The organism is Bradyrhizobium sp. MI1.4 (assembly GCF_055811315.1).
Window position 1 is genome coordinate 146,616 of sequence record NZ_JBVVPP010000009.1, and the last position, 13,020, is coordinate 159,635.

The window sequence follows — 13,020 nt, forward strand, 5'->3', positions numbered from 1 at the left end:
TGTTATACCCGGGTTTACTTGGTAAAGTGGCCCCGGGTTAAAAAACCCCACACCGGCCGCGCCGCGGCGGGGCGAGCCACCCTCTCCCACAAGGGGAGAGGGGAAAAGGGCATCGCTGGTTGGCTTTTCTCGCCATGAACGCGACACCATGATCGTGCGACAAAGTCCAAGACCTCGCATACCCAGACATCGAGTCATCCGGACATCGCGATCATGACATCCACTCTTCCCCAGTCCCTGAAATGGGTCGTTCTTGCCGCGGTCACCGGCATCACCGTATTCGGCATTCTGACCATCGGCCCCAAGCCGGACGTCTCCGCTGAGGGCCGTTCGCCCGTCGTCGACGTGCGCACCACCGATCCGGAGATGAACACCGCGATCGCGCGCGCCCGCGGCACGCTGCCGACCTTTTGGGCCTCCTACGAGGCGCCGAAGCCGTCGGAGACAGGGCATGCCCTGAAGGTGCACTTTTCGACCCGCAAAGGCGGTGAGCACATCTGGATGGCCGAGGTGAAGAAGCTACCCAATGGGGCCTATTCCGGCCTCTTCGCCAACGAGCCACGCGATCTGGCCGGCAAGCGGGCAGGCGATAAGGTCGAATTCACTGAAGCCGACATCTCGGACTGGATGTTCATGCGCAACGGCAAGATCGTCGGCGGCGAAACCATCAAGCCAACGCTGAAGTCGCTGCCGAAAGCGGATGCCGACGCGCTCCGGGCCCGGATGGAGCAGCCGTAAGCGATTACCCGGCAGTTGCCGCATCACGCGTCGGCTGGTAAATGCCGCGCATGGCCGAAAAACCCAAAAAATCCCAGAAGCTGAAGGCGCGGCTGCCGCGCGGGCTCGAGGATCGCGATCCCGCCGCGATCCGGGCGACGCGCGAGATGGTGGAGAAGATCCGCGCCGTCTACGAGCTCTACGGCTTCGAGCCCGTGGAAACGCCGGCGATGGAATACACCGATGCGCTCGGCAAGTTCCTGCCCGACCAGGATCGTCCGAACGAGGGCGTGTTCTCGTTCCAGGACGACGACGAGCAGTGGATCAGCTTACGCTACGATCTGACCGCGCCGCTCGCGCGCTATGTCGGCGAGCGCTACGGGACCGACGGTCTTGTGTTGCCCTATCGCAGCTATCGCGTGGGCTACGTCTTCCGCAACGAGAAGCCTGGCCCCGGCCGATTCCGCCAGTTCATGCAGTTCGATGCGGACACGGTCGGCTCGGCCACGCCCGCGGCGGACGCTGAGATCTGCATGATGGCCGCGGACACGATGGAAGCGCTTGGTGTTCAGCGCGGCCAGTACGTCGTGAAGGTGAACAACCGCAAAGTGCTCGACGGCGTTCTGGAAGCTATCGGGCTCGGCGGCGACGAGAACGCAGCACGCAGATTGACCGTGCTGCGCGCGATCGACAAGCTCGACAAATTTCCCGCCGAGGAAGTTCGCAAACTGCTCGGTCCCGGTAGATGGGATGGCGGCGAAGAAGGCAAGGGCGACTTCACGAAGGGCGCCAATCTAAGCGCGTCGGAAGCTGACGTCGTTCTCGCCATCACCAAACCGCGCGACGATTGGAAAGAGGCCATCGCCGCGGCGGAAACCTATCTCGCCAAGAGCGAAGTCGGTCAGGCCGGCGTGAGCGAGCTGGAAGAGATCGCGAAACTGGTGACGGCGTCGGGGTACGGCGCGGACCGCATCAAGATCGATCCCTCCGTGGTGCGCGGTCTCGAATATTACACGGGCCCCGTCTACGAGGTCGAATTGCTGCTCGAGACCAAGGATGACAAGGGCCGCCCGGTCCGCTTCGGCTCGGTCGGCGGTGGTGGCCGCTATGATGGTCTCGTCTCGCGCTTTCGCGGCGAGCCGGTGCCGGCGACCGGATTCTCGATCGGCGTGTCGCGGCTTCAGGTCGCGCTGACTCTGCTTGGCAAGCTCGACACGAAGCCCGGGTTCGGCCCCATCGTCGTCACCGTGTTCGACCGCGACCGCGTCGCCGACTATCAGAAGATGGTCGCATCGTTGCGAACCGCCGGCATTCGCGCCGAGCTCTATCTCGGCAATCCAAAGAACATGGGCAACCAGCTCAAATATGCCGATCGCCGCAATGCGCCCTGCGTCATCATCCAGGGCTCGGATGAAAAAGCGCGTGGCGAGGTGCAGATCAAGGATCTGATCGAGGGCGCGAAGGCGGCGGCCGCGATCGCTTCCAACCAGGAATGGCGCGAGAGCCGCCCGGCGCAGTTCTCGTGCAGCGAGGCCGACCTCGTCGCCAAAGTGCGCGAGGTGTTGGCGCGCCATGACGTGAGCTGGGGCTAGCCATTCGCTGACGTCGCCATGCCCGGGCTTGTCCCGGACATCTACCTCCTGTTTGATGGCGCCCGTCAATGGCCGGTGTCCGGCCCCAAGGGAGAGAAAAATGCCTGAGATCACTGTCAGCATGGCCGAAGGCCGCACCGACGAACAAAAGGCCGGCATGATGCGCGACATCACCCAGGCACTGGTGAAGAATCTCGGCGTCGATGCCGACGCCGTCGTCATCCAGATCAATGAAGCCCCGCTCCGCCACAAGATGAAGGGCGGCAAGACGTTCGTGGAGCGCGCGGCGGCTGCGAAGAAGTAGCCGGCGTTGGTTCGGCAACCACAAAGGTCGTCCTGGCGAAAGCCAAGGACCCATTACCCCAAGCGGCAGTTGTCGCAGCAGGTCGTGGTTTAGACCGCGCATGACAATGTTGAGTCGGGGTAATGGGTCCTGGATCGGCGCTCCGCTTCGCTGCGCTTGTCCAGGACGACGGGGGGAGGCCCCATGGACGCACGCGACTTCATCAAGGTCGGCATGAGCGCCGAGCGCACGCTGGTGGTGCCGGTGGAGCGCACGGTCGGGCATTTCGTGCCCGGCATGCCGATGGTCTATGCGACGCCGATGATGATCCTGGAAATGGAGATGACGTCGGGCGATGCGATTCGTGCGGCGCTTCAGCCGGGCTGGGTCACCGTCGGCACCGAGGTCGATATCCGCCATCTTGCAGCAGCCCTCGTCGGTGCGACGGTGCGGACCACTGCGAAGGTTTTCGCGGTCGAGCGCCGCGTCATCCGCTTCGAGGTCGAGGCCTTCGAAGGCCCGCGAAAACTCGGCGAAGGGCGCCACGCGCGCGGGCTCGTCAATGTCGAGATGTTCAACAAGCGGCTAGCCGCAGGCTCGAAATCGTAGGGTGGGCAAAGGCGCGCAGCGCCGTGCCCACCATCTTTCCGCGATTGCATTCGAATGAGTGGGGCACGCTTCGCTTTGCCCACCCTACGGCACACTTTCTTACTTCGCCAATTCCTTCGACCGCTTCGTCGCCGCCGCGATGGCGCGGATCATCAGATCGCGCAGGCCGGGCTCGCCCATCAGCACGCCGAGTGCCGCGGCCGTGGTGCCGCCGGGCGAGGTGACGTTCTGGCGCAGCGTGCCGGAGGCAAGCTCCGACTGGTGGAGAAGTTCACCCGAGCCGGCGACGGATTCGCGCGCGAGTTTTGTCGCGAGCGCCTCGGGCAATCCCGCCTCGACACCGGCGCGCGCGAGTTCCTCGGCCAGCAAAAACACATAGGCCGGACCCGAGCCGGACACCGCAGTGACCGCGTCCATCAGGCTCTCATCGTCGACCCATTCGACCGAGCCGGTGGCGCGTAGCAGCGCATCGGCCACCGCGCGTTGCTGTGCGCTGACATTGTTCGCGGCGACAGCCACCGTGATGCCGCGACCGATCGCGGCCGGCGTGTTCGGCATCGCGCGCACCACCGCGCCGCCGCAGACCTCCTCGAGCGAGGCGATCGTGGTTCCCGCCATGATCGACACCACCGCGGTCTTGTCGGAGACGAATGGCTTCAGCTTGGCGCCGGCCTCGCGGAACATTTGCGGCTTCACCGCGACGACGAGCGTCTCGACCTGGCCTGCCGTCGTCACATCAGGATTGAGCGCAATCCCCTTGGCGGCAAGTGCGGTGATCTCGGCCGAGATGTGCGGATCGATCACCGCGACGCGGCGCGGATCGAGCCCGCCCGAAAGCCATCCGGTCAGCATCGCGCCGCCCATCTTGCCGGCACCGGCGAGCAGGATGGTGCCGGTGATGTTCTCGAGAGTGCTGTTCGCCATCGCTGTCGCCACCGCCGTCGTCCTGGCGAAGGCCAGGACCCATTACCACGGCTGGTTCTAGTGGAAGGATGGCAGAGCAACAAGCATCGCGAGCTACACAAAGACCTCGCGGTATGGGTCCTGGCTTTCGCCAGGACGACGATGGAGAAAGCCGGGCTCGCTCGCCGCCTCGGGAGAGTGCGCTTACGCCTCGCCCACCGTGTCGAACATGGCCGCGTCCATGGCTTCCGTCGTGGACTTGCCCGCCCACACCACGAACTGGAAAGCCGGGAAATAGCGTTCGCAGGCGTGGATGGCGCCTGCGAGCATGGCTTCGCACTGGCCGGTGGAGGCGATGAGCCCGCCCGGCAGCACCAGGGCCTGCCGGTGCATGATCATGCCGGTGGTGGTCCACAGGTCGAAGTGCCCGACCCACAACTGCTCGTTGACCGCGGCCACGAGCCGCTGGACCTCCGGCCGCCGCGCAACCGGGATCTTCATGTCGAACGCGCAGGCCAGATGCAGCGCCTCGATCTCGCCCATCCAGGTGAAGGAGATCTGGTAGTCGGTCCATTGTCCCTTGGAGACAATCGTGAGTTCGTCTTCGCCGGAGCGTTCGAACGGCCAGTTGTTGCTGGCAGCGATATCCTCGACCACCGCGAGCGGATGGTTTTTGGAATCGATGGTGCCTTCGAGCAGGGACATGCCGTCTCGACCTCTTGCCTTTTTGTTGTCTTTGATACGCACGCGGTTGGTCCGGCGCGCGCTCCCTTAAATCTTGCTAAGGCGATCCGTTCGGATCAGCGCGGGCTTGTCGCGGATCAACTGATGTGATTTGCGGAATCTGCGCAACTGGCTGCCGAGTCCGTCCACAAGTCAGGACTCGTTCGTCCACAGCTCATCTCCGCCACAATTATTAACGCCGGTGAGGCCGAACCGGATGGAGAAGAACAAACCGGAATCGGATTCGCCAAAGGCCTGCCAATCGCTAATTCCGTCGCGTGCCCCCTGGACCGCCATGGCGGCATGGGACCATGCGGTTTTCCCATGCGGAACCCGCTTGCCGCGGCCCCGAACCGGCGTCATATTCCGGTCAGGCCGTTCATCCCGGGCGGCCGATGTTCTCAGGGCGGGGTGAAAGTCCCCACCGGCGGTAAGGGCCGTAAGGCCTAAGCCCGCGAGCGCCTTCCTCAAAGCCTTGCTGAGGGGAAGGGTCAGCAGATTCGGTGCAACTCCGAAGCCGACGGTTAAAGTCCGGATGAAAGAGAACGGTCGGTGGCAGACGCATCGCAGGATGCGGCTGTTTGTCGTTCCGTGTGCCCTGATTCTGGTCCTTAACTGAGGAAAGCCATGAATCAGATGTTGCAAGATCCCCAAGCCGAAACGTCCCAACCAACTCAAACGCCACCGCCGGTTCCGCAAGATCCGGTGCCCGACCATCCGCGCTTCGCGAAACCGCAGCGGGTGGCCTTCGTGCAGGCCTGCTGGCACCGCGACGTGGTCGAGGAGGCCCGCATCGCCTTCGCGAAGGAGGCAGAAGCGCGCCACCTCAATCATGTCGACGTGTTCGAGGTGCCGGGCTCGTTCGAGATCCCGCTGCATGCGCAGATCCTGGCCAAGACACGACGCTACACCGCGATCGTCGCGGCCGGCCTCGTCGTCGACGGCGGCATCTACCGCCATGAGTTCGTCGCCGATACCGTGATCAAGGCGTTGATGGACGTGCAGCTGCGCACCGAGGTGCCCGTGTTCTCCGCGGTGCTGACGCCGCAGCAATTCCACGAGACCGAGGTGCACTACGATTTCTTCCGCAAGCATTTTGCCATCAAGGGCGTCGAAGTGGCAGCCGCCTGCGCGGAGACATTGCTCGGGCTCGAACGCCTGCGCGGCCAGGTCGCCGCGGGAATCGTGTAACGCAGCGCAACGACGATCCCTCATCCCGAGGGGCGCGAAACGCGTCTCGAAGGATGAGGGCGATCGCCGCCGTCATCACCCCAGTGACACCCCCGCTTTGGCGCGGCTGATCCCAAGCGTCAGGATGCGCTGCAGGAGAGCCGGATATTTCAGTCCGTCATGTAGAGCGGCCGTGGCGAACTCCTGGCTCTTGGCGATCTCGGGATTGGGATTGGCTTCGATGAAATATGGCGTGCCGTCGGCAGTGAGACGAAAATCGATGCGCGCGTAGCCGTCGAGGCCGAGCACCCGGTAGATGCGTTTCGCGGCCCGCTGGATCCTGGCGGTCACTTCCGGCGCCAGATCCTTCGCAGGTCCGTCGACGATGCCGACCTTCTCCTGATAGTCGGTGTCGTGCTTGGCCTTCTCCGTGGCGATATGCCGTGACGAGCGGCCGCCCATGCTGCCGAATTTCAGCTCCCAGACCGGCAGAACGCGCAAGCGGTTGTTGCCGAGCACGCCGACGTAAAGCTCTCGCCCCTCAATGAACTGCTCGGCAATGGCGGCGGATTCGACCCGCTCGTGGATGAAGGCAACCCGCTCCGCCAGCTTCTCGTCGGTGTCGACGATCGATGCTTGCGAGATGCCGAACGAGCCATCCATGTTCAGGCTCTTGACGATCAGCGGCAGCGCAAGGCGTGTCGGGCGTTTCACCTTGCGGCGCATCGGGAAGACCGCAAAGGCCGGCGCGGCGATCCGGCGGTGATGCACCAGCGTCTTGGACAAATCCTTGCCGCGGGCGAGGGTCAGGCCGCGCGGATTGCACCCGGTATAAGGGACCTTCATCAGCTCGAGATAGCTCGCGATGTGCTGGTCGAAGGCGACGTTGTTGTGGAATTCCTCCAGCAGCGTGAACACCACGTGCGGCTTGAATTCCTCGATAGCTTCGCGCACCGGCTTGATTTCCTCCTGCGCGCCGAGTGGGCGAACCTCATGGCCCGCCGCGCGCAAGGTACTCACCACGTCGTATTCCGTTTTCCACGCGTTGATTTCCTGCGCGGTGTGCCCGTCGCTGGAGTCCGGCGGCACGAAGTCCGGATGCATGAGCACCAGAATGCGTAGACGTCTCATAGCGCGATCCATTTTCGTCGAGACGGGCCAAACATCGTGTGCATCGTCTTGGCGGTCACGAGGACGATGAAGTCGAGAACAAGCTTCTGTTCAGGGCCGACGGCACGCAGATCGAGCTCGCGACAACGAGAGATCATCTCGTCAAGCACGGCATCGAGCGTAAGCTGATTCTCGCCGGTCCATCGCGAGACCAATTGCCTGATCTGGGAGCGGTGGCGCCTGATCAGGGCTGAAGCCGGCTTTGAGCGGTGGTGCCTTGGATCGGCTGAAAACAGCCGGGAGAGATCGCGGTCGTAGGTCTTGGGGGGCGTGAAGGCGTAGAACGCCTGCTTCTTCTTGTAGTGCTCTTCGAGCGTCTGGCTGAGCCGACCCAGCGTATCGACACGCTCCCGCGTCGTGATCGGCGGCCGCTTTCCCGCGATCTCGCCCATCAGCTCGTCGACATATTCAAGCTTCTTCAGTGCCGGCCAGCCCGCATATCGCGTTCGCCAGTTCGAGCGCGGCCGCAGCCACACCGCAAAGGTCTCGGCGAAATCCTCGTCCGGATGGCTCTGCGCGTACCACAGCCGCAGATGCTGGACGTAACGCCGGCTGGCCGGATTGGGCCGGTAATAGCGCGGATAATGTTTCGACGACGGGCCGAACAGTTGCTGCCAGCGCCGGCGGCGCTGCAACTGGTAGCCGTGCTGGATCGCATGGCCCGCTTCGTGACGAAGGATGGCCATGCATTCGCGCCAGGTTCCGCCCTCGACGTCGAACATCATCTTCTTCTCGAGCTTCATCAGGCGGGGATGAGCGAGATAGAACGGAATGGCGATGCCGGGAACGCCGCCCGGACTGAACCATTCGCTCGACATCCAGGTGTGCGGCCGCAGCCGGATGCCGCGCTCCTCGAGTTCCTCGTAGAGCGTTCTGACGCAGTCCTCGAGCCAGGTGCCTTCGACCGTAACCCTCAGGCTGGAGAGGCGTTGCTTGAGCAACTCATCATCCGACAGCTTCTCCCAGGCAAATTTCCGGCGTGGCATCGGGCATCCAGAGGGCAGAGATGACTCGGGATTCGGATGATGTCATGGGCGCTCGTTGGCAACAACCCGGGGGGCGGCGGCGCGTGAGGCCGTAGGGGGCAAAGCGACTTGTCCGCCGGAGCTCGACGAGCGAAGGCGGAAGCATGCTCACCGTCTTCATGTCCACAAAAAAGGTGGGCACGGCGCGTTGCGCCTTTGCCCACCCTGCGATTTCTCCGCAAGCGGCCAGAGGCGGAAAACTCAGTCGAACAGGCTCGACACCGACTCTTCCGCCGCGGTGCGCGCGATCGCGTCCGAGATCAGGCTGGCGATCGGCAGCGTGCGGATGTTCGGTGCCTTGCTCACCGCCTCCGTCGGCAGGATCGAATCGGTGATCACCAGCTCCTTCAGCCTGGAGTTCGTGATACGGGCCGCCGCGCCGCCGGAGAGCACGCCGTGGGTGATGTAGGCGTAGACGTCCTTGGCGCCCTTGGCGATCAGCGCGTCGGCGGCGTTCACCAGCGTGCCGCCGGAATCCACGATGTCGTCGATCAGGATGCAGGTGTAGCCGGCGACGTCGCCGATCACGTTCATGACCTCGGATTCACCCGCCCTCTCGCGGCGCTTGTCGACGATCGCGAGCGGGGTGTTGATGCGCTTGGCGAGGCCGCGTGCGCGCGCCACGCCGCCGACGTCGGGCGAGATCACCATTGTCCTGGAGAGGTCGAACTTGTCCTTGATGTCGCGCACCATCAGCGGCGCTGCGTAGAGATTGTCGGTCGGGATGTCGAAGAAGCCCTGGATCTGGCCGGCATGCAGGTCGAGCGTCATGACGCGGTCGACGCCGGCCTGGGTGATCAGATTGGCGACGAGTTTTGCCGAGATCGGCGTGCGCGAACCCGACTTGCGGTCCTGCCGGGCGTAGCCGAAATAGGGCAACACCGCGGTGATGCGGCGCGCCGAGGAGCGGCGCAGTGCGTCGGTGATGATCAGCAATTCCATCAGATGGTCGTTCGCCGGAAACGAGGTCGACTGGATGACGAAGGCATCCGAGCCCCGCACGTTCTCCTGGATCTCGACGAAGATCTCCATGTCGGCGAAGCGCCGTACCACCGCCTTGGTCAGCGGCAGGTCGAGACCTTGCGCGATGGCCTGAGCGAGAGCCGGATTGGAGTTGCCGGCGACGAGCTTGATGGAGCCGTTCTTGGCCGACATGGACGCTTCCTCCCGCGCTTTGCTGGACACGATGTTCAACATCAAACAATACCCACTGGAAGCACGGTTACGACGGGCGAGGAAATATCAGGCCGGGGGCTGCAATGGCAACCCGGGGCACTACGTTTTCCCTGCGAAATCCCGAGTCCGGCCAACGGTTTGGCCGGAAAACGGGGCCGTGGTTTCGCGGGGGTTAGCGCTCGGCATAGCCCAGCGCCGAGGCCGGCATGTCGGCCAATGGAGCCTCCGGGATCACGCTCGCCACGGCCGGCCCGCGCAAGCCGGGCGCCGAGTTCGGCGCATCCGGTGTACCGTTGATCATGTTGGAAAGTCCGCTGAATCCGGCCTGGGCGATCTTCCGCAGCACGAGGTCGTCGGCAGCGCCCCAAGGATCCCGGCCGCCCTTGGCCGCGGTCGGTTCCTCGCCGGAAAGGCGCAGCGCCCGCTGCTGGTTGGCGTCGTAGACGTCCCAGACCCAGGCGATCACGGTCTTGCCACGAACGATCTGGGCGGAGAGGTAGCTGCGCACGCGGTAGGCAGCCGTCCCCTCGCGGGAGACCACGGACAGGCTGCGCAGCTTGGATTCGCTGTCGAGCACGCCGACCATGCGGTCGAACACTTGCGGCGGCGGCCCGTCGATCGATTCGAACGCGACTGTCGCCCCCGAGCCGGCGCTCGGCGCCATCGCATAGGAGTTCGCGGCGCCACCGCCACCGGCACAGCCGCCAAGCGCGGCCGCCGCCGTCAGCAGCATGACCGCGAGCACGCGCGAACCCGCGCGGCGCAAGATGAATGACGCGTCCCTCATTATGGAGGGCAGCGATATCGTTAAAACGCATTAACGTCTAGGGCGGGGGCGCCACAGGCCACTATCATCGCGCGCAGGCATCGCCCCGGAATGACACGGGGTTGCCTTTGTGTTCACGCTTCGAGCGCGATCGCGTGAACGTGGCGGCCGTAATCCGGCTCTTTGCGATGTACCGAGCGGCGGTAGCTGAAGAAGCGTTCGTCGGCGTAGGTGTCCAGACCGAGATCGTCGATCATCAGGATGCCCGCGGCTTCCAGACGCTTGCGGATGAAGCCGGCGAGGTCGAACATCGCGTGTCCCTCGCGCACCGACGGGATGAAGAACATGGCGTTGTCTCCATCCGCCTCGATGAAGCGCGCCACGAACTCGTTGCCGACTTCATAACTGTCCTGGCGGATCAGCGGGCCGATCGCGGCGATGATGCGGCTCCGCGAGGCGCCGAGTTTTTCCATCGCCGAAATGGTCTGCTCCAGCACGCCGGTGAGCGCACCCTTCCAGCCGGCATGCGCGCCGCCGATCACGCCCGCATTGGGATCGACGAACAGCACCGGTCCGCAATCGGCGGTGGAGACGCCGAGCGCGATGCCGGGCACCTTCGTCACCAGCGCATCGCCCTTCGGCCGCGGCCCGCTCGGCCACCGAGCTTCGGCCACGAGCACGTCGGGCGAATGGATCTGGTGCAGGCTGAGAAAGCGTTCGGGTGCGACGCCGACATGCTCGGCCATGCGGCGGCGGTTCTCCGCAACAAGGGCCTGGTCGTCATTGGAGCCGAGCCCGCCGTTCAGCGCGGAATAGATGCCGCCCGAGACGCCGCCCTCGCGGGTGAAGAAGGCGTGGCGCAGGCCGGGCACCGCGGACAGCAGCGAGGAGGCAAGCGTCATGAATCGTCTCCGGCGCGTTCGAGATCGCTGAGTCCCGCAAGGCCCGTCAGCCGCGGCTCGGAGATGCCGAGCACCTTGAACATCGAACCCATGCCGCTGCGCCCGGTTTCGGTCAGGCGCTTGAGCGCGATCGAAATGTCGGTGGCGACGTCAGGCGCCGCCTTCTGCATCAAGGCGGCTGCACGGGTCTCGATGCCGACGCGTTTGAGGAAATCGCCCTGCGTCACCGGCCCGTGCACGCGGGCGCCGACGTCCTCCGCCCCGCGCGCGAGCGCCTGGAAGTCGACATGGGCTGTGACGTCGGCCTGGCCCGGCGCCTTCAGGGGATCGGTGAAGGTGTGGCGCGCGATCGCCTGGAAGGTGTCGCCGGCATCGCTGCGCAGATGACCGTAATCGATGATCAGCGCCGCGCCGTCCTGGTCGCGCACGCGGCTGGCGAGCTTCATGATCTCGGCATCGGGCCGCCATTCGAACACGGCCCCGACGGGCGCGGCGCGCACCAGAGGCGGCAGCAACACCTCGAAGCGCGGCGTCGGCTCGGCCGCCGCGCCGAATTGAAGTTTTCCGTTGGCGTCGACCTCGATCACGCGCTCGTGCCAGCCGTTCTCGTGTCGGACCATCTGGTGGATCGGCAGCACGTCGAAATATTCGTTGGCGAGGATGATGCTCGGTCCCTCGGGCACGTCGTCGATGCTGTCGTGCCAGGCGATGTTGCGCACGCCCGACAGCGTCGCACTCTGCCGCTCGCGCAGGACGGGATTGACCTCGACCATGTGGATGTGGAGCGCCTGGTAGAGCGGCGGCAGCACGCGGAGCGCGCGCAGGGCGTCGGCCATCATGGTGCCGCGGCCGGGGCCGAGCTCGATCAGCCGCAGGAATTGCGGCGAGCCCATCTGCTTCCACACCGAGGCGGTCCACAGGCCCAAGAGCTCGCCGAACATCTGGCTGACCTCCGGCGCAGTGGTGAAGTCGCCTTCTCGTCCCAACGGATCGCGCGAGACGTAGTAGCCATAGCGCGGATGCATCAGGCACAGTTCCATGTACCGCCAGACCGGCATGGGGCCCGAGGATTTGATCAGCGCCTTGATCTCGTCGAGTAACGGCTGGTCGGTCACGGCCTATCTTCTCAAAAGGAATTAACGAATAGCCCCTACGGGCTCGGGCGCACCGCGCCTCACCGCCAATACAATAAGTATGCCGCCCACAATAAGCATCGGGATCGACAACAGCATGCCCATGGTTAATCCGCCCCAGAGGAAGCCGAGCTGGACGTCCGGTTCGCGGAAATGCTCGCCGGCGATCCGGCTCAAACCATAGATCAGGATGAAGGCGCCGAGGATCATGCCCGGCCGCTTCAGGGCACCGAAGCGGATCATGACCGCGAGCACTGTGAACAGCAAAATGCCCTCCATGCCGGCCTCGTAGAGCTGGCTCGGATGGCGCGGCAGCTGGGCGGGATCGTTGGGGAAGATCATCGCCCAGGGCAGCTCCGGGTCGGCGGCGCGGCCCCACAATTCGCCATTGATGAAATTGGCGATGCGGCCGAGCAGCAGCCCGACCGGGGCGACGGCGGTGGTGATGTCGCCGAGCGACAGGATCGAGATGCGGTTGCGATAGGCGAACCACATCACCGCGACGACGCAGCCGAGGAAGCCGCCGTGGAAGGACATGCCGCCTTCCCACAGCCTGAAAATCGCGGCGGGATGGTCGATGAAGAAGGGCAGGTTGTAGAACAGCACATAACCGGTGCGGCCGCCGAGGATGATGCCGAGCGTGACCCACAGAATGAAGTCGTCGATCTGCACCAGCGACATCGGCGCCGGGCCGCCCCACAGCCGCTCCCTTTTCAGGAGCGAGCGCGCATAGAGCCAGCCGAACACGATGCCGCAGATATAGGCCAGGGCATACCAGCGGATCGCGAACGGGCCGATCTCGATCGCGATCGGCTTGAAGGCGGGAAAGTCGATGAGAAGAAGTTGCATCG

General features: G+C 64.5%; 14 protein-coding genes and 1 riboswitch. Of the genes, 5 read left to right on the forward strand and 9 right to left on the reverse strand.

Features of this window, described 5'->3' with window-relative positions; all coding sequences use genetic code 11:
• Positions 1-213 precede the first annotated feature (213 nt).
• The 4 genes from AC0L23_RS13425 to AC0L23_RS13440 all read left to right on the forward strand — a co-directional run bounded on the left by AC0L23_RS13425 (position 214) and on the right by AC0L23_RS13440 (position 3,201).
• On the forward strand, positions 214-738 hold the full coding sequence (locus AC0L23_RS13425; RefSeq protein WP_018453504.1) for a YegJ family protein: 525 nt from the start codon (positions 214-216) through the stop codon (positions 736-738).
• A gap of 50 nt (positions 739-788) precedes the next feature.
• Positions 789-2,309: a histidine--tRNA ligase gene (gene hisS / locus AC0L23_RS13430; protein ID WP_473357008.1), complete on the forward strand. Its 1,521-nt coding sequence runs from the start codon at positions 789-791 to the stop codon at positions 2,307-2,309.
• 55 nt (positions 2,310-2,364) lie between these two features.
• A complete protein-coding gene (locus tag AC0L23_RS13435; protein WP_083926322.1) occupies positions 2,365-2,613 on the forward strand; it encodes a tautomerase family protein in 249 nt (82 codons plus the stop codon).
• A gap of 183 nt (positions 2,614-2,796) precedes the next feature.
• Entirely contained in the window at positions 2,797-3,201 is a 405-nt protein-coding gene (locus AC0L23_RS13440) for a thioesterase family protein (protein ID WP_018453507.1), read from the forward strand.
• A 99-nt stretch (positions 3,202-3,300) separates the two neighbouring features.
• Here AC0L23_RS13440 and proC read toward each other — a convergent pair whose 3' ends face one another.
• Both proC and AC0L23_RS13450 read right to left on the reverse strand, forming a co-directional pair.
• A complete protein-coding gene (gene proC, locus AC0L23_RS13445) occupies positions 3,301-4,125 on the reverse strand; it encodes a pyrroline-5-carboxylate reductase (RefSeq protein ID WP_085358096.1) in 825 nt (274 codons plus the stop codon).
• A 183-nt stretch (positions 4,126-4,308) separates the two neighbouring features.
• Positions 4,309-4,809: a type III secretion system chaperone family protein gene (locus tag AC0L23_RS13450; RefSeq protein WP_018453509.1), complete on the reverse strand. Its 501-nt coding sequence runs from the start codon at positions 4,807-4,809 to the stop codon at positions 4,309-4,311.
• A gap of 411 nt (positions 4,810-5,220) precedes the next feature.
• Positions 5,221-5,378: riboswitch (FMN riboswitch) on the forward strand.
• A gap of 76 nt (positions 5,379-5,454) precedes the next feature.
• Between AC0L23_RS13450 and AC0L23_RS13455 the strand changes: the two genes are divergently transcribed.
• A complete protein-coding gene (locus AC0L23_RS13455; protein ID WP_026232546.1) occupies positions 5,455-6,018 on the forward strand; it encodes a 6,7-dimethyl-8-ribityllumazine synthase in 564 nt (187 codons plus the stop codon).
• A gap of 75 nt (positions 6,019-6,093) precedes the next feature.
• Here the strand turns inward: AC0L23_RS13455 and AC0L23_RS13460 are convergent, their stop codons facing one another.
• From AC0L23_RS13460 to lgt, 7 genes are all read right to left on the reverse strand, one after another.
• Positions 6,094-7,128 (reverse strand): D-alanine--D-alanine ligase family protein, encoded by a 1,035-nt coding sequence (locus AC0L23_RS13460; RefSeq protein ID WP_085383806.1) that lies wholly within the window; start codon positions 7,126-7,128, stop codon positions 6,094-6,096.
• On the reverse strand, positions 7,125-8,153 hold the full coding sequence (locus tag AC0L23_RS13465; protein WP_085350066.1) for a putative zinc-binding metallopeptidase: 1,029 nt from the start codon (positions 8,151-8,153) through the stop codon (positions 7,125-7,127). Before AC0L23_RS13465 ends, AC0L23_RS13460 begins: the two co-directional genes overlap by 4 nt.
• A gap of 240 nt (positions 8,154-8,393) precedes the next feature.
• The gene (locus tag AC0L23_RS13470; RefSeq protein ID WP_007596822.1) at positions 8,394-9,347 is read right to left on the reverse strand and encodes a ribose-phosphate pyrophosphokinase; all 954 of its coding nucleotides are present in this window, start codon (positions 9,345-9,347) and stop codon (positions 8,394-8,396) included.
• 193 nt (positions 9,348-9,540) lie between these two features.
• Positions 9,541-10,155 carry a hypothetical protein gene (locus tag AC0L23_RS13475; RefSeq protein ID WP_085358098.1) on the reverse strand — a complete coding sequence of 205 codons (615 nt, stop codon included), beginning with the start codon at positions 10,153-10,155 and terminating at the stop codon, positions 9,541-9,543.
• Between the two features lie 113 nt (positions 10,156-10,268).
• Positions 10,269-11,036, reverse strand: a complete 768-nt coding sequence (gene pgeF, locus AC0L23_RS13480; protein WP_018453516.1) for a peptidoglycan editing factor PgeF — start codon at positions 11,034-11,036, stop codon at positions 10,269-10,271.
• Positions 11,033-12,151 carry a class I SAM-dependent methyltransferase gene (locus tag AC0L23_RS13485; protein WP_018453517.1) on the reverse strand — a complete coding sequence of 373 codons (1,119 nt, stop codon included), beginning with the start codon at positions 12,149-12,151 and terminating at the stop codon, positions 11,033-11,035. The genes pgeF and AC0L23_RS13485 overlap by 4 nt, the downstream gene beginning before the upstream one ends.
• 21 nt (positions 12,152-12,172) lie before the next feature.
• Positions 12,173-13,018, reverse strand: a complete 846-nt coding sequence (lgt, locus tag AC0L23_RS13490) for a prolipoprotein diacylglyceryl transferase (protein ID WP_085358100.1) — start codon at positions 13,016-13,018, stop codon at positions 12,173-12,175.
• Between the last annotated feature and the right edge of the window lie 2 nt (positions 13,019-13,020).